Source organism: Vibrio sp. D417a (assembly GCF_030248595.1).
GTDB classification, from domain to species: Bacteria; Pseudomonadota; Gammaproteobacteria; order Enterobacterales; family Vibrionaceae; genus Vibrio; species Vibrio alginolyticus.
The window spans coordinates 16304-34522 of sequence record NZ_JAHGAM010000029.1; the positions used below are offsets into that span (position 1 = coordinate 16304).

The following is an 18219-nucleotide window of genomic DNA, read 5'->3' on the forward strand; positions in this document are numbered from 1 at the left end:
CTCGTTTGCAGAATTTGTAGCAAATAATATACGAAAGCGAAGCAGAAACGAATAGTGACAAGGGCCGAGCAATAAAAAAGAGCAGCGATTGCTGCTCTTTTAAAGTGATCAAACTTCAATTGTACGTGAATTGAGCTTTATTCTACGGCTTCGGAATTGCTGTACGCCATTGAGTCCAACCTTCTTCAGCTTGTGGATACAAAAAGAAAGATTGCCCACTCTTTGCCGCTGGTGGAATAGTCGATTGCTCTGGCGTTGAAAACGCAATTCCTCCGCGAACTAAACTATCAAAGGTTCCCGCTTTGATGTTAGCGCCAGTAAGCCCGATGGAAACATCTACTCCTGAAACATTCCAGAACACACTGTTTTGACGAACGAGGTAAGCGTATTCAGGCTGTATTTTGATAGTCGTGACGATGCGATCAGCAAATTCTCCTAGGCTTACGTCGGTCACTTGGCCAACTTCCATCTGGCGGTAAAGAATAGGGGTACCGACTTGTACTGAGCCTCTTTGTTCACTTTGTAACGTAAACATGATTCCATGCACGCGTTCTGAACTATTTTCTAATTGAAAATCAAATTTAGCTTTACCTTTACCTGGTTCAACACTGATGGATTTCGACACCAACGCCCCGAGGTTTTTAACGCCACCTAAACCAATTTCTGGTTCAGTTAGCCAAAAATGTGAGCCTTCAACCGCAATGTTTTCTACGTATTCAGGTAGGATCCTTGCAGTGACTTCAACCATGTTACGACGAAAATTCGGTACAACCAGAGTGATTTCACCAACTTTAACACCTTGATATTCAATCGGCATTCCTTTAGCAATCTCTTGCGAACCGTCGGTTTCTAAAGCAATGACGCGCCCAAACTTGCGAGCGGTTTTTTGATCAGAATACAGCTTCCAGTTTTCTCCGATTTTGTTTTCAACGCCTGGCACGGAGTCAAAAGCGATGCCACCTTCGATTAACGATTTTAAAGGGTGCGCTTTCACACTGACTCCGGCTAATGATGCATCTATCTCGATCCCTGAACGATTCCAAAAAACGGTTTGTGGCGTTACAAGATAAGCGAAGCGGTTTTCGATAGTAGCCTTAATTAGTACTCCGCCATCAATTAGTTGGAAATCGGAGACGTTACCAACTGGAAGATTACGATAGAGTAGAGGACTGCCTTTGGAAATCGGCGGCAATTCAGAAGCAAATAGTGTTAGAGCCCTAGAGCCACTTTGATTGTACTGCGCCAATTCAGCCAATGATTCATTTTGGAACAGCTGATACTCTTTTTGAATATCCTGCTTGCCTTCGCTCACAAAACTAATTGACCCGGTTAACAACTGCTTTGCTGGAGGAACGGTAACGCTGAGCCCGGATTCAGTTAACTCTGCTGATGCACTGCCGGTTACATAAAAACGATTGTTTGATTTGATCAGATGTTTGTATTCATGGTCAATCAATACATCCATAAATACTTCGTGTTGTGATTTTTTATCTTCCTTAACTAGGCCCACTTTGATGATTGAACCAACAACGATGCCTTTATAAAGTACATTGGCACCGCTATCTAGGCCAAACGAATTGTCGGACACCAACCGAATCGCGATGGACTTTTCTTGCTGTTGGTTAAACACGTTTTTACGAATGGCAGTAAAGCGGCGAGAGCGTTCACCCGCGCCCGGCACGATCGTTAAGAAGTTTCCTCGCACTAAATTAGCAATGTTTTCAACACCAGAAAGGGACACTTTTGCTTCTTCTAAAACAAATCGAGTACCTGTCGTCAGCATGTCACTAAAAGCGGGTTGAATTGCCGCTGACGCCAATATCACTTCTCGGCCTTCGGAAAGGCTCAAGTCCGTAACTTGGCCAATTTCGATTCCGCGATACATAATTGGAGCGCCTTCTCCGCTGATCTTGCTGTCATCAGGTAGGACGATTTTAACCGCGATGCCTCGACCAGCAGTTTTCAAATCTTTATACAAACGGAACTCGGTGTTCTCTTCTACAGGCTCACCATCATCCGGAGAGTCGACGGCGATGGCGCCACCTAGTAAGGCACTCATGCTTTCTAGTCTTACATCGACACCTTCAAAACCGATGCTGGCACCAATTCCACTGACGTTCCAGAATCGACTGCGGTTGTTAATGATATGTCGGTATTGATCCTGAATGTTGGCTTGAATAGTGATAGATTTTGCATCTTCATCTAGCTGGTAACTGTACACTTCACCGATTGGGATTTTCCTATAAACAATTTGAGAGCCAACCGATACACCACCTAAATCACGGCTTTTGAGCTTAATATTCAAACCTTGAGAAACGCGTAAATCTGTTGGGGCAGAGTCTAACGCATGGAATGTTGTCTCAAACTCTTGACCATCTCCGGGTTGAATCGAGATGTAGTTACCTGAGACGAGCGCATCCAGTCCGGAAACTCCCGTTAGGCTAGCTGTTGGTTTTACTAACCAAAAGCGTGTTTTATCGTTCAGTAACTTTGCAGCTTCAGGATAGATATCAGCATCGACATAAATACTGCCGAGATCTTCGGTGAGGTTAATGTCTCTTACCATGCCGACTTCTAATCCTTGGTAACGGATAGTGGTTCGGCCGGCGACAAGACCAGCGGCATCAGAAAAATAGATTTGCACTCGTTGTCCTGCATCGTGTATCGACTTCACCACAAGCCAGCCAGCTAAGACCATGGTCAAAATTGGCAACAGCCAAAGAGGAGATATGCCTTTACTCCGCTTTACATCTGGTACGTATGACGTTTGAGAACTGTTCTGATCACTCATTCATTGACTCTTTTTCTGATTGTTTTGGGCTTGTTTGGTCCCAGATTAGCCTTGGATCAATACTTTCTGCTGCAAGCATGGTCAATACAACGACAACACCAAATGCTACCGCGCCATATCCTGGTGTGAAATCCAGTATCTGACCACGATCGACTAACGTCATCATGATAGAAATAACAAACAAATCCATCACAGACCATTTACCGATCCATTTAACAACAAAGTAAACCATCATTCGTTGTCTCTTAAACACCGAACGTTTGAATTGGATGCAAAGCATGATGTAGGCGAGCCCAAGTATTTTAATCACCGGGACAACGATACTGGCAACAAAAATGATCGCAGCGATTCCATACATGCCGCTTTTTACCAAACCAGCCACGCCTGAAAAAATAGTGTCCTCCAAACGCTTACCATTGGTAAGCAAGATGGAAATAGGGATCAGGTTAGCGGGGAAGATGGCGACCGTTGCTGCGATGAGGTAAGCCCATGTTTTCTGAATGGAGTTTGGCTTGCGATGATATAACTCGTGATGACAACGCTGGCAATGGTCACCTTCAGGCTGGGACAAGTGGCATTCATGGCAATGCACATCTTTATGCTCAAAAGCATATAAACTTTCTGGTTTCCAAGCTTCCCAATAACGACGCACGCTGATTCTTGAAACTAACAAAACGGTAAATATCTGCAAAAGAACCAGACCAATTAACCCTGGGCCGACGAAAATGTCGGAATAATCTTGGAGTTTAAAACAGGAAATGGCGATGCTCACTAAGAACACATCTAACATAACCCAATGCTTCAAATGTTGAATTAGCCACAGTGAGATACGAAGCCCACGGAACCATCGTTGATGTAAAGAAATATGCGCCGTTACCACTGAAACACAAACCGTCAGTGGCGCTAGAGAGCTACAAAATAGAATGAGCAATGAAAGAAGAACAAATCCTTCTTCCATCAATGTGATCATCCCTGAAGGCAGGGTTGCCGGAATCATCACACCAAAGAGTCGGATGCTAATAAAGTTAAAAAAGTGCGATGGAATAAATAGTAGGATGCAGGTTATCGCGACGGCTAGATTACCAGAGAGGCTAGGGCTACCTCCGCGATATAATTGTGTACCACAACGAGGGCAGTGTGCATTTTTGCCATGGGGTAAGTCGACGATGTCGACAGGCAATTCACAACCTTGGCACAAACGTACGTTATTGGGTTGCGTGGCGTGCTTAGACAGAGAGGTCATAACGACCTCTCTAGCTTGAACGATTTAAGCGTGGGACTGTATGCCCCCATATAAGGTTTGATATAAGCCTTCTTGCTCAACTAACTCACCATGAGTACCTGTTTGCGTCACTTTCCCATCTTCAAGCACGTAGATCAAATCGGCTTGTTTAACAGCGGATAGTCGGTGCGCAACGATTAATGTTGTTCTACCACGTAAGAACTCGGTCAGTGCTTTGTGTAAAGCCGCTTCAGTAGCGGTATCTAGCGCAGACGTGGCTTCGTCTAAAATAACAAATTGAGGATTACTCAGCACCATTCTAGCAATGGCCAGCCGTTGTCGTTGACCTCCTGACAAACGAATGCCATTACGACCAACTTGAGTATCCAAGCCGTGGTTCAGTTGAGAAATAACATCTTGCAGCTGAGCCACTTCAAGCGCACGCCAAAGTGACATTTCGTCAAAATCCCCACCAAGCGTTAGATTATGCCTCAAGGTGTCGTTAAATAGTATAGGTTGCTGTAATACCACGGCAATTTTGTCGCGAATTACTTCAAAACCAATATCTTCTGTTAATTCATCATTAAAGCGAATGCTACCTGAGTTTTGACGGTAAACCCCAATAAGTAATTGTATCAAGGTTGACTTACCACCGCCGCTTGCACCAACCAACGCCACTTTCTTTCCTGCCGGCATATGTAAAGAAAGATTATCTAGGACTTTGTTTTCATTATTGTAAGAGAAATTAATGTTTTCTACTTTAACATCAACTTCTCTACCTTCTTTGAAAGGATTTACCTTAGGAACCGGTCTCTGCTCTTCTTCTAACTCTAATAAGTCGTTGATGCGTTTTAATGCCGCTTTAGCGCTATACCAAGAAAACTGAATCCCAAGCAACTCTTGAACAGGAGACAGCATGAACCATAGGTAACCAAAAACGGCAAATATTTGGCCAATAGTAAGGTCACTGAACATGACCATTAACATTGCGACAGCTCTGAATAATTCAAAGCCGATCAAAAAGAGAAGGAAAGATACGCGACCAGCCGCTTCAGATTGCCAAGCATACTTGTCTGCATCAACGCGAACTTGGTTCGCACTGTCTTTGAGTTGTTGGAGGAATTCTCGTTCTTTATTGGCCGCGCGTAGTTGGTAGATTCCATCTAATGTTTCAACTAAGCGGTTTTGGAAAATTTCAAAAGAATGATTTTCCTTCCGTTTCAGATGTTTAACCATACTGCCTAGTTTACGTGAGAAGTAAATGACAATAGGGTTAACTAACAGGATAAACAGACCAAGTCGCCAATCGAGCCAAAGTAGAACGATAGCAGTACCAATAACAGTCAGAAAACTGATAACGAATTTTGCTAACGTAGAACCAATAAATTTATCAATGGTCTCAATGTCAGTGATAAGGTGTGCGTTGATTCCTCCGCTACCTTTGGTTTCGTATTGTCGGATGCTGATACGGCCGAGTTTGTCGATCATTTTACTGCGCATCTCAAACGTGATGGTTTTTGAAACAAGCGTAAATTGTCGGCTTTGAAGGATATTTAATCCTTGGCTCGCAGCTCGCATAAGAACAACCAAGAACAGGGTGAAGAAAATATAGCCTGTCGGAGTGTGCCACGCTTCAGGGAGAATGGCATTCATGGCATCTAAGCCTTTTGCAGGTTGGTCCAATAAGACCTCATCAACCATCAAAGGCATGAGGAGGGGAATTGGAACACTAATCAAGGTTGCAAGCACCGCTATCAAGTTCGCTATGATCAGCTTGGACTTGTGCTTTTTTACTTGTGTTATCAACCAAGAACGGCTAATAGTGTCATTTTTCAGAAGCATTGTAATTGAGAATAAGTCCTATTATAAAGTAGGGCTGCATTTTAGCGCCATACATTGAGAATGGAAGCTTTTATAGTAAGTAGGAAGTTAATATGAACTTAGAACAATACCAAAGACTAACCAAACAAGCTGTTGCTCTAATTGAGTCTGAACCAGACTTTATTGCGAACCTAGCAAACTTGAGCTCATTGCTTTTCATGGAACTTGACGATCTTAACTGGGCAGGCTTTTACCTAACAAAAGGTGAAGAGCTTGTTCTTGGTCCGTTCCAAGGAAAACCAGCTTGTGTTCGTATCCCAATGGGTCGAGGCGTCTGCGGTACTGCTGCACAAACTAATACTATACAAAGAGTATACGACGTTCACGAATTTGAGGGGCATATTGCGTGCGATGCAGCGAGCAATTCAGAAATTGTGATTCCATTTTCTATTAATGGAAAGGTGGTTGGTGTACTTGATATTGATAGTCCAAGTATTGGCCGATTTAATGAAACAGACGAAGAAGGTCTCACTCATTTCATGGTTGAAGTAGAAAAGCTGCTTAATTCACACGCGAACGACGCATAAATTAGCCTTCGAGTGTGGTTTTTCCTTGGCATGTCACTATAATACGAGAATATTTTTTCTTAATGCTCGCGGAAATCCGCTCAAATCAGGACCCCTCATGACTGAAAAGTTAAAAAACAGCAAAGAAGTTATTGCATATATTGCTGAATGTTTCCCTAAGTGCTTTACTTTAGAAGGTGAAGCAAAACCTCTGAAAATTGGTATTTTTCAAGATCTTGCGGAACGTCTAAATGAAGACGAAAAAGTAAGCAAAACACAGCTTCGTGCAGCGTTAAGACAGTACACTTCATCATGGCGTTACCTACACGGTGTAAAACCAGGTGCAGTACGTGTAGACCTAGATGGCAACCCTTGTGGTGAGCTAGAAGAAGAGCACGTTGAACACGCGAAAGCGACACTTGCAGAAAGCAAGGCGAAAGTTCAGGCTCGTCGTAAAGAACAAGCACAAAAAGCTCGTGAAGAGGGTAAGGCGAAAGCGAAACCTGCGGCTAAAAAGCCTCAACAGCCTCGTCGTACTAATAAACCAAAAGTACAAAAACCAACTAAGCCTGTAGAAACGCGCGCTCTAAATGCTGATGAAATCACAGTAGGTAACGCAGTTAACGTGAACATGGGCAAAGGAAACATGGCAGCGACCATTGTTGAAATCAATAAGGATGATGTACGTGTTCAACTTGCTAACGGCCTACAAATGGTTGTGAAAGCGGAGCACTTGCGCGCATAAAGGAGATACTCCTACGCATGAATTGCCGTTCAAAAGTGACCCTGATTGCTGCTAGCTTATGGCTAGCAGCATCAGCTCAGGCTCTTGAAGCCAAACTACATAAAGATGACCTGCCGGTTCTTTCTCCTGAAGTTCAGCATGAAACAGCTAGCAAACGAGTCACCTCGCGATTTACCCGCTCTCATTATAAGCACTTCAGCCTCAATGATGATTTCTCTAAAGCGATCTTTGAACGCTATGTAGAGTTGCTTGATTACAATAGAAATATTTTCACTCAAGCAGACATCGATTCATTTAAAAATTGGTCAGTCGAGCTTGATGATCAGCTTAAATCGGGCAACAACCAAATTGCTTTTGATGTTTACAACCTCTCAATGCAGAAGCGTTTCGATCGTTTTGCTTATGCGTTAACTCTACTCGATGAAGAGATCAAGTTTGATACCGATGACGAGATAGAGTTAGACCGCTCTGAAGCCGCATGGCCAAAAGACGAAGCAGAGCTCAACGAGTTGTGGCGCAAGCGTGTGAAATATGACGCGTTAAATCTGAAACTGACTGGCAAAGAGTGGCCAGAGATTAAAGAAGTTTTAGAGAAGCGTTATAACAATGCGATGAAGCGCATCACACAGACCAACAATGAAGACGCATTTCAGTTGTATATGAATGCCTTCGCGCGACAGGTTGACCCTCATACAAGCTACCTTTCTCCACGTAATGCCGAGCAATTCCAATCGGAAATGAATCTTTCTCTAGAAGGCATCGGCGCCGTTTTGCAAATGACAGACGATTACACAGTAATTCGTTCACTTGTTGTTGGCGGTCCGGCCTCAAAGAGTAAGCAACTTGGTGAAGGGGACCGAATCACTGGTGTTGGACAAGACGGTGAAGAAATTGTCGACGTGATCGGTTGGCGTCTGGATGATGTTGTTCAGTTAATCAAAGGCCCTAAAGGCACAAAGGTTAATCTACAGATCTTGCCAGAAGGTAACGATGCTAAGAGTTACATTGTCACAATTGTTCGTGACAAAGTTCGCTTAGAAGATCGTGCGGTTAAGTCAGAAATCATCGAAAAAGACGGTAAGAAGATTGGTATTTTAGAAGTACCAAGTTTCTACGTCGGCTTATCGAAAGACACCGATAAATTACTAGCTGAGTTGAAAACCAAAAACGTTGACGGCGTAATCGTTGATCTACGTAACAATGGTGGTGGTGCGCTAACAGAAGCGACGGCATTGACAGGTTTATTCATTAAAGAAGGTCCTGTAGTTCAAGTTCGTGACAGCTATGGCCGCATCAAGGTGAATGCCGATACCGATGGAAAAGTGAGTTATGATGGCCCATTGACGGTGTTGATTAACCGCTACAGTGCTTCAGCATCTGAAATTTTTGCAGCGGCAATGCAAGATTATAATCGTGCAATCATCTTAGGTGAAAACTCTTTCGGTAAAGGTACAGTTCAGCAACATCGTTCACTGAATCATATTTACGATCTTTTCGATAAAGAGCTAGGTTATGTTCAGTACACGATTCAGAAGTTTTATCGTATTGACGGTGGAAGTACGCAAAATCGTGGTGTTGCACCAGATATTTCGTACCCAACGCCAATTGAGGCTTCTGAAACAGGTGAAAGTGTTGAAGACAATGCTTTACCTTGGGATCAGATTGATAAAGCACAATATCAAACGTTTCCAAGTAACGACGCCTTAGTTGAAAAACTTACTGCTCTGCATAACAAGCGTATTTCTGATGAGATGGAGTTCCGCTTTATCAATGAAGACATCGAGAAATATCGTAAAGAAAAAGACGATAATACTCTGTCTTTGAACGAGAAAGTTCGTAAAGCTGAATCGGATAAAGCGGAAGCCCTTCGATTACAACGCATAAATGAACGTCAAGTTGCTTTGGGTAAAAAAGCATTCAAAACATTGGATGACATACCAAAAGACTACGAGGCTCCTGATGTTTATTTAGATGAGTCTGTTGCGATTATGGTCGATCTACTTAAGCAGGAAAATCAGTCATAATAACTGGCAATTTAGAATAAAAAGAGTGAGTCTTTCAGATTCACTCTTTTTTTATGCCTTTTTGTCTTCCGCTGTCTCGATATCGAGCAAGATATTCGCTTATTTTCCCCCAATAATTTACGTGATCTACATCTAAAATTTCGCGAAAGTGAGGACTACTGGCTAAGCTAAAAGAAAACGATAAGGATGCCGATATGAAGTGGTTCTTTATTTTACTTAGCTTTTGCTGCTTTAGTGTGTTTGGTGGAGAAAACACCAGAGAAGATGAATTAAGTCACTTTGACACGCCGTTTCTCATCGGAGACTGGTATTTGATGAACCCAAACCCCGAAGAGTCGGCTGAAAACTTTCGTGCGATCAAACTCTCATTAGGTTCTGACTACAGCTTTTCTATTGATATTCAAAAGAAAGACTATTCCGTTGACCATTGGGAAGGGCTGTATAACGCAAATGAAGACACCATCGTTCTTGGTTTAAACACCGACGAGCCTCAAATTTATGCCTATCGCAACAACCATAATACGCTTGATCTTAATGGTGTAACGTTCACTAAGGGATTATCTAATTCACTTGCAGGTATTTGGTCTAGCTCTCACGTATCTGGCGACGGTCTTGTGGCAAACAACATTAATCAGATGGATTTGATACTTCAACCTGATTTCGTGTTCATGTTTCGGGTATCAAATGAAGAAGGGGATGAGTCCATCAAACAAGGTGTGTTTTACACAGAAGATGAGTTTTTGGTTCTGCTGTATGAAAATGGCGAGCATGGAACCACGTATAAGCTCAACAAGAATGAGCTAACGATCGAAGATTCCAATGGTGATATGTACGCCGTACTCAATAGAGTTACGCCATGATGCCTTTAACATGCGCCAAATTACGCGTGCGTACGGTAAGTCATTAATGTTGTTTAAATGTTAATCAAAAAACGGAGCTAGAGCACTAAAAGCTCCGTTTTTTGATGGAAAGACTTGTATTCTGATACCACAACCCCTACAAATAGCTTATATAGTGATACCAGAACTGCATTTTTGATCATGCAGTCTGGTATTTTTGTTGTTCGACATACAAGGATTTATGCTCATGTCTCAAGCTCCCCAGGCCAAATATCGTAAAGATTATAAAGAGCCATCTCATGCGATTACTGATATCGATCTTACTTTTGATCTATATGACAATGACACAATCGTTACGGCGGTATCAAAAGTTGCTCAAAAAGGCGATACAACAACGCTAGAACTCGATGGCGAAGGGCTTGAGCTACGCGCTGTAAAAGTAAATGGTGAGGATTGGGCTCATCACGAGGTGAAGGAGTCATCGCTGGTACTGACCGATCTTCCATCCGAGTTTGAACTTGAAATCGTCACCAAAATTGATCCTGAAGCGAATACAGCACTCGAAGGTTTGTACAAATCAGGCGGCGCATTTTGTACTCAGTGTGAGGCTGAGGGCTTCCGCCGTATCACGTACTATCTAGACCGTCCGGATGTTCTAGCAAAATACACAACAAAAGTGATCGCAGATAAAGCGGCTTACCCATATTTGCTGAGCAATGGTAACCGAATTGCAGAAGGTGATGCAGAGAACGGTCGTCATTGGGTTCAATGGCAGGATCCGCATCCAAAACCAGCTTACTTGTTCGCCCTTGTTGCAGGCGACTTTGATGTATTGCGTGACAAATATACAACGATGTCAGGTCGCAGTGTTGATTTAGAAATCTTTGTTGATAAAGGTAACTTAGATCGTGCAGGTCATGCGATGACATCGCTGATCAACTCGATGAAGTGGGATGAGGAACGCTTTGGCCTGGAATACGATCTGGATATTTACATGATCGTTGCTGTTGATTTCTTCAACATGGGTGCAATGGAAAACAAAGGCTTGAACATTTTCAACTCAAAATATGTTCTGGCGAATGATCAAACTGCGACAGATCGTGATTATTTAGGCATCGAAGCTGTGATCGGTCATGAGTACTTCCACAATTGGACTGGCAACCGTGTCACTTGTCGTGACTGGTTCCAACTAAGTCTAAAAGAAGGCTTAACCGTATTCCGTGACCAAGAATTCTCTTCTGACTTAGGCTCTCGTGCTGATAACCGTATTGATAACGTACGTATTATTCGTGGTCCTCAATTTGCGGAAGATGCAAGCCCAATGTCTCACCCGATTCGTCCTGACAAAGTCATTGAGATGAATAACTTCTACACGCTAACGGTGTATGAAAAGGGCAGCGAAGTTATTCGTATGTACCATACACTCCTTGGCGAAGAGGGCTTCCAAAAAGGAATGAAACTTTATTTTGAACGTCACGATGGTACCGCCGCGACGTGTGAAGACTTTGTTTCTGCAATGGAAGATGCCACCGGTGTTGATTTAAAACAGTTCCGTCTGTGGTACAGCCAATCGGGTACACCAACGCTGCGCGTAAATAGCGAATACAACGCTGATGCAAAAACTTACGCACTAACGGTAGAGCAATTTACGGAGCCGACGCAAGACCAAGCAGAAAAACAAGCGCTGCATATTCCGTTCGATATCGAGTTGTATGATTCGAAAGGTCGAGTTATCCCACTGGTGATTAACGGTGAATCTGTTCATAACGTGCTGGATATTAAACAAGATAAGCAAACGTTCGTATTTGAAAATGTCGAAGAACAGCCAGTGCCATCTTTGTTGCGTGAATTCTCGGCACCAGTCAAATTAGAATACGATTACAGCGATGACGAGTTAGTCTTCTTGATGAAGCACGCAACGAACGATTTTGCTCGATGGGACGCTAGCCAAATGCTATTGGCTAAATACATTCGTCAGAATGTGAAAAATGTTCAAGCGGGACAAGAAGTATCGCTTTCTGAAGGTGTGATAGATGCTTTCCGCGGTGTGCTGTTGGATGAAACGCTTGAGCCAGCTTTCATTGCTCAAGTTTTCTCTATGCCTTCAATCAATGAGATTACTGGTTGGTACCAGCAAATTGATATCGATGCCGTAGACAAAGTGCTAAACAGCATTACAGTGTCACTTTCTAAGGAATTAGAAGATGAGCTAAGTGCGACTTATCACACGCTTAAGCAAACAGAGTATACGATCGACCATGCTGCAATTGGCAAGCGTGCTTTACGTAACCGTTGCCTTCAGTACCTAGCATATAGGGAAAAAGGTAATGATTTAGTCAACGCGCAGTACGCATCTGCAAATAACATGACAGATACGATTGCTGCGATGAGTGCCGCAAATAACGCTCAGCTCGAGTGTCGTGAAGCACTTATGGCTGATTACAGCGATAAATGGAAGCACGACGGTTTGGTTATGGATAAGTGGTTTGCACTTCAAGGTAGCAATCCTGCAGAGGATGCTCTTGAAAAAGTAAAAGCAACCATGAACCACGAAGCATTTAGTTTGAAAAATCCGAACCGTACGCGCAGCTTAATTGGCTCGTTCTTAAGTGCGAACCCTGTACGTTTCCATGATAAATCCGGTGTAGGTTACCAGTTTGCCGGTGAAATTCTTCGCCAACTAAATGATTCGAACCCACAAGTAGCTTCTCGAATGATTGATCCTTTGCTTAAGTTCCGTAAATACGATGAAGCTCGCCAAGCAATGATTCGTGCAGAACTTGAAAAGCTCAAAGCAATGGATAATCTTGCTAAAGATCTATTCGAAAAAGTGACTAAAGCACTAGACGAATAGTAAACAACACAATAGGGTGGTCATTTAGACCACCTTATTTGTTTATGTCACTTAGTTTTCACTTCATGAACTATTACTACTTCAATCTCAACATTTCATATCAAACGTTTTTATCTCATTATTCTGGTGCGGCAAGTGTTGTTCAAGTTGTCACACACAACGGTTTGCGTTTGCAGTTACCCGCCGCGAGATTTAGACCATTTCTTAGTCAATTGGGCGTTAGAGGCCAGTTTAGACTAACAACTAACCAAAATAATAAGTTTCTTAAGTTAGAAACTCTGTGATGTATTGTATTTGCAGAGAGTTAAATAGGAATCTTAGTCACAGAATCGGACATTTCACCTCTTACCACTACGATTAGTTGTTAAACATTTGTAATTATGCTTTTACAATGGGCACATGCATTACCTATGCTTAGTTTCTAAGGTAACAACCTAGCTACTAAGTCCCCCTACAAAACAACAATTCTAATGTGGAGTGTGAATATGACCGCGCGTGAAAATGTAGTGCCGGTTCTGCTTGAAAAGGTTTACCAACTGATTCAAGACAAACTCGAGCTTTCTCACCAAACGCTTGTAACTAAACTTGCTCAACACTTATTCAGTAACATTGCTGATGATGATCTAATTCAGCGAAACGAATCCGACCTTTATGGTGCTGTCGTTAGCCTTTGGCACCATATCAATGAAAAAAAACCAGAAGAGATTTCGGTTCGAGTATTTAACCCGACCGTAAGTCGTCAAGGCTGGCAATCCACACACACAATCGTAGAAATTGTTGTTCCAGATAGTCCATTCTTAGTGGACTCAGTCAAAATGGCTTTAGCACGTTTGGATCTTGTTTGTCACCTAATGTTGAATAACCCAACACAGATTCAGCGTGATAAAAAAGGCCAAGTTACAGACGTAAACGGTGAGGGTGGTGTTCTTCAATCACTTTTCCACATAGAGGTAGACCGCCTTACTAGTAAAGACGAGATGCAAGCGCTTAAAGAAGAGCTGTTAAGAATTCTATCTGATACTCGCTTAGTCGTTGATGACTGGAAGCAGATGGTTGATAAGCTTAAGTTTGTTACTGATGAACTTGAGAAAAATAAAGATCGTGTTTCTATCCAAACTGATCGTATGGATGAAACGATCGCATTTCTTCGTTGGCTAGAAGATCATAACTTTACCTTTATGGGTTATAAAGATTATGACTTAAAAGAGGTCAATGGTGATACCGAACTTGTTCCTGCTAAAGAAAAAGGACTAGGTCTGTTTGCTGATGACAAGCGCGTGCGTAGCGTCAAGCTCTCTGAATTATCAGATTCAGCGCGATTAGAAGCGAAAAAACCATACGCTCTGATCATCACCAAAGGTAACAAAGCATCTCGTATCCACCGTCCAGCTTATACTGATTACATCGGTATTAAGAAGTTTGATGAAAACGGTAAAGTAATAGGTGAGCATCGCTTTACTGGTTTATATACCTCCGCCGTTTACAACCAAGCGGTACAAAGTATTCCTTTGATCCGTGAAAAAGTTGACCGTATCCTTGAAGCAAGTGGATACCGTCACGGATCATACTCATACAAAGCATTGCACAATATCTTAGAAAACTACCCACGCGACGAGTTGCTTCAAGCTAATGAAGAAGAGCTGCTTGAGGTGGGAATGGGTGTTGTACAAATGCAAGACCGTGACTTGCTGCGTTTGTTTGTTCGTAAAGACCCATTTGGTCGTTTCTTCAGTTGCATGGTTTATGTCACTAAAGATCGTTACAACACAGAATTGCGTCGTCAAACTCAACGCATTCTTAAGCAGTACTTTGGTTGCGAGCAAGAGGTTGAATTTACAACGTACTTCTCAGAAAGCCCACTAGCGAGAACACATTACATTGTTCGTGTAGACAATAACAACATTGACGTAGACGTGAAAAAGATCGAGCAAAATCTAATGGAAGTTTCTACCTCTTGGGATGACAGACTAAAAGAATCCATCATTGCTAACTTTGGTGAAAGTAAAGGCCTTCCTCTTTCAAAAGAATATATGAGTGCGTTCCCTCGCTCATACAAAGAGGACATGATGCCAGGTTCTGCGGTTGCAGATATCGAGCGCTTAGAAGCGTTAAGTGATGATAATAAACTTGGCATGTTGTTCTACCGACCTCAAGAAGAGGGTGCAGATTCCAAAGCTGTCCGCTTAAAGTTATACCATCGCGATGAACCAATTCACCTTTCTGACGTAATGCCGATGTTGGAAAACCTTGGTTTGCGTGTGATTGGCGAATCGCCATATGAGATCGAGAAAAACAACGGGCAGACTTTCTGGATCCTTGACTTCTCTATGCTGCATAAGAGCGAGAAAACCGTTGACCTTCGTGAAGCTCGTGATCGTTTCCAACAAGCATTTGCTGCCATTTGGGCGGGTAATCTTGAAAGTGATGGTTTCAACCGATTGTTATTAGGTGCGTCTTTATCTGGCCGTGAGATTTCCATTCTTCGCGCTTACGCACGATACATGCGCCAAGTCGGCTTCCCATTCAGTCAGCAGTACATCGAAGACACGCTAAGCCACTACCCAGACTTAGCGACAGGTCTAGTCAAGCTGTTCACCAAGCGATTTGATCCGAAACACAAAGGCAGCGAGAAAGGCCAAAACGATCTAATTAAAAAGCTAACAGAGCAGTTGGATCGTGTAGAGAGCTTGGATGATGATCGTATTATTCGTCGTTATATTGAAATGATCATGGCGACGCTTCGTACCAACTACTACCAAGTAGACGAGAATAAGCAGCCTAAGCCTTGGTTATCTTTGAAAATGAAGCCAAGCGATATTCCTGAGATTCCGCAGCCTGTACCTGCATTCGAGATCTTTGTTTACGCACCAGATATTGAAGGTGTTCACCTTCGTGGTGGAAAAGTGGCTCGTGGTGGTTTGCGTTGGTCAGATCGTCAAGAAGACTTCCGTACGGAGATTCTTGGCTTAGTAAAAGCGCAACAGGTTAAGAACACTGTAATTGTACCAGTGGGTGCAAAAGGCGGCTTCGTTTGTAAACGCCAGCCATCTCTCACCACTCGTGATGAAATTTTTGCGGAAGGTCAGCGTTGTTACAAACGCTTTATCCGTGCACTGCTAGATGTGTCAGATAACATCATTGAAGGAGAGGTGGTACCACCACAAAACGTTGTTCGTCACGATGAAGATGACCCATATCTAGTAGTGGCTGCCGATAAAGGCACAGCAACCTTCTCAGATTTGGCAAACTCTGTTTCTGCAGAATACAACTTCTGGCTAGGTGACGCATTCGCTTCAGGTGGTTCAAACGGTTACGATCACAAAGCAATGGGTATCACCGCAAAAGGTGGTTGGGAATCTGTTAAACGTCACTTCCGTGAAATGGGCATCAACTGTCAGACCACTGATTTTACTGCAATCGGTGTAGGTGATATGGCAGGTGACGTGTTCGGTAACGGTATGCTGTTATCGAAGCATATTCGATTGCAAGCTGCGTTTAACCACATGCATATCTTTATTGATCCAAATCCAGATTCAGCCAGCAGCTGGGAAGAGCGTAACCGATTGTTTAATTTACCAAGATCAAGCTGGGAAGATTACAACAAAGACTTGATCTCTCAAGGTGGTGGCATCTTCTCTCGTCGATCAAAATCGATCCAGTTGACGCCAGAAATTCAGAAAATGTTAGGTACTAAGAAAGCATCTTTAGCGCCTAACGATCTGATAAAGATGATCTTGAAAATGAAAGTCGATCTGCTTTGGAATGGTGGTATCGGCACTTACGTTAAATCATCGACAGAAACTCATACAGATGTTGGCGACCGTGCTAACGACATGCTGCGCATTGACGGCCGTGACTTAAGAGCCAAAGTGGTTGGCGAAGGTGGTAACTTGGGTATGACTCAGCTTGGTCGTATCGAATACGCACTAACTGGCGGTCGAGTGAACACGGACTTCGTTGATAACGTAGGTGGCGTTGACTGTTCGGATAATGAAGTCAACATCAAGATCTTCCTCAATGGACTGGTTTCAAATGGCGATCTTACGGTTAAGCAACGTAACCAAATTCTAGAGTCTATGGAAGACGAAGTGGGTGAAATTGTCTTGGATGATGCTTACCGTCAGTCGGAGTCGATCTCTGTTACTGAACAGCAAGGTGTTGGCATTGTTAAGGAGCAAATTCGATTCATCCACACTATGGAGAAAGCAGGGTACTTGGATCGTGCTCTCGAATACATCCCTGATGATGAAACGCTAATCGAGCGTGAAAAACAGGGACTAGGTCTGACTCGCCCTGAGCTATCAGTGTTAGTTGCCTACGGTAAAATGGTACTTAAACAGCAACTTGTTACGGATGAAATCGCAAATGATGAATTCCATGCAAAACAACTTGTTGAATATTTCCCAAGTGCGTTACGACGTAACTATAAAGATCAAATGGTTAATCACCCACTGCGAGCTGAAATTATAGCTACAGCATTGGCTAACCAGATGGTTAATGAAATGGGCTGTAACTTCGTTACTCGTTTGCAAGAAGAAACTGGTGCAAGTGTTGTCGATATTGCCAATGCTTACAGTGCGGCTAGAGAAATCTTTGATTTAGAAGCAATCCTCAAGCAAACTCGCAAACTTGATAACGTTGCGACAGCGCAAGCTCAATACGAAATTATGTTTTACGTGCGCCGAGCACTGCGTCGAATTGCACGCTGGTTGCTTCGTAACCGTAGCGGCAAATGCACGGTCGGTGAGTTGATTGCTATCTACAAGCAAGATGTCAATGTTATCACTGAAACCCTAGACACTATGTTAGTTGAGTCTGAAGTTGAAGAACACAATGACTTGGCTCAAGGTTGGATAGAGAAAGGGGTTGAAGAGAAACTCGCTCACCAAGTTGCCCGCTTATCAAGCTTACAATCTGCACTGGATATTTCATCAGTAGCAAGTGAAACAGGTAAAACGGTTGAGCAAGCATCGAAACTCTACTTTAACTTGGGTGACCGTTTATCGTTGCATTGGTTCTTGAAGCAAATTAATAGCCAAGCCGTTGATAACAACTGGCAAGCACTTGCTAGAGCGGCATTCCGTGAAGATCTGGACTGGCAACAACGTCAACTTACCGCTCAGGTACTGACTTGTGGCTGCTCAACCGAAGAGCTTGACGTGATGGCTGCGTTAGAAGATTGGATTGAAACTAACGAGCAATCGTTGCACCGCTGGGAGAGTATCTTAAACGAGTTCAAAGTTGGCTCAGTACACGAATTTGCTAAGTTCTCTGTAGCACTTCGAGAGCTAGTACTTTTAAACCTCAACTGCTCATCGAAAGAGTAGTGGAATAATCAAGTGACCCGTCCTGATATG

General features: G+C 43.0%; 10 protein-coding genes. 7 read left to right on the forward strand and 3 right to left on the reverse strand.

Annotated features, from left to right (window positions below; genetic code table 11):
• Nucleotides 1-142: 142 nt before the first annotated feature.
• The 3 genes from KI742_RS21010 to KI742_RS21020 are packed head-to-tail and all read right to left on the reverse strand — an operon-like array spanning nt 143 to nt 5855.
• Entirely contained in the window at nt 143-2791 is a 2649-nt protein-coding gene (locus tag KI742_RS21010; protein ID WP_285386231.1) for an MlaD family protein, read from the reverse strand.
• Nucleotides 2784-4034: a paraquat-inducible protein A gene (locus KI742_RS21015; protein WP_285386233.1), complete on the reverse strand. Its 1251-nt coding sequence runs from the start codon at nt 4032-4034 to the stop codon at nt 2784-2786. Before KI742_RS21015 ends, KI742_RS21010 begins: the two co-directional genes overlap by 8 nt.
• 24 nt (nt 4035-4058) lie before the next feature.
• Nucleotides 4059-5855 carry an ABC transporter ATP-binding protein gene (locus tag KI742_RS21020; protein WP_021033889.1) on the reverse strand — a complete coding sequence of 599 codons (1797 nt, stop codon included), beginning with the start codon at nt 5853-5855 and terminating at the stop codon, nt 4059-4061.
• Between the two features lie 92 nt (nt 5856-5947).
• Between KI742_RS21020 and KI742_RS21025 the strand changes: the two genes are divergently transcribed.
• The 7 genes from KI742_RS21025 (at nt 5948) to KI742_RS21055 (ending at nt 18189) form a co-directional block, all read left to right on the forward strand.
• On the forward strand, nt 5948-6421 hold the full coding sequence (locus KI742_RS21025; RefSeq protein WP_005377433.1) for a GAF domain-containing protein: 474 nt from the start codon (nt 5948-5950) through the stop codon (nt 6419-6421).
• A gap of 97 nt (nt 6422-6518) precedes the next feature.
• Complete coding sequence (gene proQ / locus KI742_RS21030) at nt 6519-7145, forward strand: RNA chaperone ProQ (RefSeq protein WP_005377435.1); 627 nt, start codon at nt 6519-6521, stop codon at nt 7143-7145.
• Nucleotides 7146-7162: 17 nt separating this feature from the next.
• Nucleotides 7163-9169, forward strand: coding sequence for a carboxy terminal-processing peptidase (gene prc / locus KI742_RS21035; protein WP_017634279.1), 2007 nt, complete (start codon nt 7163-7165; stop codon nt 9167-9169).
• Between the two features lie 194 nt (nt 9170-9363).
• Complete coding sequence (locus KI742_RS21040) at nt 9364-10029, forward strand: hypothetical protein (protein WP_005377438.1); 666 nt, start codon at nt 9364-9366, stop codon at nt 10027-10029.
• Between the two features lie 226 nt (nt 10030-10255).
• A complete protein-coding gene (gene pepN, locus KI742_RS21045) occupies nt 10256-12862 on the forward strand; it encodes an aminopeptidase N (RefSeq protein ID WP_285386234.1) in 2607 nt (868 codons plus the stop codon).
• Between the two features lie 65 nt (nt 12863-12927).
• Nucleotides 12928-13146, forward strand: a complete 219-nt coding sequence (locus KI742_RS21050; RefSeq protein WP_080659264.1) for a DUF2835 domain-containing protein — start codon at nt 12928-12930, stop codon at nt 13144-13146.
• Nucleotides 13147-13347: 201 nt separating this feature from the next.
• Complete coding sequence (locus KI742_RS21055; RefSeq protein ID WP_062730584.1) at nt 13348-18189, forward strand: NAD-glutamate dehydrogenase; 4842 nt, start codon at nt 13348-13350, stop codon at nt 18187-18189.
• Nucleotides 18190-18219: the final 30 nt, after the last annotated feature.

Bases quoted from the DNA above. Each gene is read 5' to 3' on its own strand.
- KI742_RS21010 (WP_285386231.1), bottom strand. From the start codon at position 2,791: ATGAGTGATCAGAACAGTTCTCAAACGTCATACGTACCAGATGTAAAG.
- KI742_RS21015 (WP_285386233.1), bottom strand. From the start codon at position 4,034: ATGACCTCTCTGTCTAAGCACGCCACGCAACCCAATAACGTACGTTTG.
- KI742_RS21020 (WP_021033889.1), bottom strand. From the start codon at position 5,855: ATGCTTCTGAAAAATGACACTATTAGCCGTTCTTGGTTGATAACACAA.
- KI742_RS21025 (WP_005377433.1), top strand. From the start codon at position 5,948: ATGAACTTAGAACAATACCAAAGACTAACCAAACAAGCTGTTGCTCTA.
- proQ (WP_005377435.1), top strand. From the start codon at position 6,519: ATGACTGAAAAGTTAAAAAACAGCAAAGAAGTTATTGCATATATTGCT.
- prc (WP_017634279.1), top strand. From the start codon at position 7,163: ATGAATTGCCGTTCAAAAGTGACCCTGATTGCTGCTAGCTTATGGCTA.
- KI742_RS21040 (WP_005377438.1), top strand. From the start codon at position 9,364: ATGAAGTGGTTCTTTATTTTACTTAGCTTTTGCTGCTTTAGTGTGTTT.
- pepN (WP_285386234.1), top strand. From the start codon at position 10,256: ATGTCTCAAGCTCCCCAGGCCAAATATCGTAAAGATTATAAAGAGCCA.
- KI742_RS21050 (WP_080659264.1), top strand. From the start codon at position 12,928: ATGAACTATTACTACTTCAATCTCAACATTTCATATCAAACGTTTTTA.
- KI742_RS21055 (WP_062730584.1), top strand. From the start codon at position 13,348: ATGACCGCGCGTGAAAATGTAGTGCCGGTTCTGCTTGAAAAGGTTTAC.